At 51.1% G+C, this 991-nt stretch carries 2 protein-coding genes; one reads left to right on the top strand and one right to left on the bottom strand.

The window, feature by feature from the left end; all coding sequences use genetic code 11:
* The coding region (locus L972_RS21970; RefSeq protein WP_231560932.1) for a hypothetical protein at positions 1-265 on the top strand (265 nt) is incomplete at its 5' end.
* 10 nt (positions 266-275) lie between these two features.
* Here L972_RS21970 and gmhB read toward each other — a convergent pair.
* The gene (gene gmhB, locus L972_RS15265) at positions 276-818 is read right to left on the bottom strand and encodes a D-glycero-beta-D-manno-heptose 1,7-bisphosphate 7-phosphatase (RefSeq protein WP_047439274.1); all 543 of its coding nucleotides are present in this window, start codon (positions 816-818) and stop codon (positions 276-278) included.
* Positions 819-991 lie beyond the last annotated feature (173 nt).

Below are 991 nucleotides of genomic sequence, written 5' to 3'. Positions count from 1 at the left end.
TGCCCACACAGATTGCTTGATTCAAATTGTTAAAGAGCGACGCAGCTTTTGCTGCTGCGGGAGTGGCATTCTACTCAACCGCCTTCTCGAGTCAAGCCTTATTTTCAAAGGCTTTTCGAGGTTATCGACGAGGTTGTTTGCGTTGCCGCTTGCCCTGTCGATGGAGGCGCATTATAGGGAACAGATTCTTTCTGGCAAGCAGATAATTGCAAAAAGATGGCTTTTGCTGTTTGTTCGCTCACAAAGCCACCAATTGGCATATTAAACCGGCGAAATCAGCTCACTGCAGGCACCGCAACAGCAAAATCGTGCAGATTGTCATAGAGAGCGTCGGCCAGCGCACTACCCGTTTCGGTCACCGGCTTACCGGTTCTGACCATGATCTTGTGACCAATCCCGGCATTGATGGCAGCTTTCAGATCAGAGGGCTTGTCACCCACCATATAGGAACGACTCATGTCGATCCCCAGTTCCTGTTGCGCCAACAGCAGCATGCCTGGTTCCGGTTTGCGGCAATCACAGGGGGCGCCGTGATCCGGATGATGGGGGCAGAAGTAGATGCCATCGAGATCCACATCCCGATCAGCCAGTGACCAATCCATCCATTCAGTCAGATTCATGAAGTCATCTTCACTGAAGTAGCCGCGGGCGATTCCGGACTGGTTGGTGACGACGACCAGCAGATAACCTTTCTTTTTGAGGAGCTGCAGGGCGTCTATGACTCCGGGCAGAAAATGGAAATCATCGACCTGGCTGACATAGCCAGTGTCTTCATTGATGACACCGTCACGATCCAGAAAAATGGCGGGGTTGCTCACGGAAACTACCTCTATCAATGGTTTTGCCCAGTATCTCACAGGCCATAAATAGCCCCAAAAATAAAAGGGGTGGCCGAAGCCACCCCTTTTCATGTTTGTATATAACGAATCGATTAGGCGATTACGCTAGCTACAACACCAGCACCTACGGTACGGCCACCTTCACGGATAGC

The sequence above is a fragment of the Aeromonas sp. ZOR0001 genome (assembly GCF_000801015.1).
Classification (GTDB): domain Bacteria; phylum Pseudomonadota; class Gammaproteobacteria; order Enterobacterales; family Aeromonadaceae; genus Aeromonas; species Aeromonas veronii.
The sequence above is the reverse complement of the archived record's forward strand: the minus strand, read 5'-3'. Positions and strand labels throughout refer to the sequence as shown.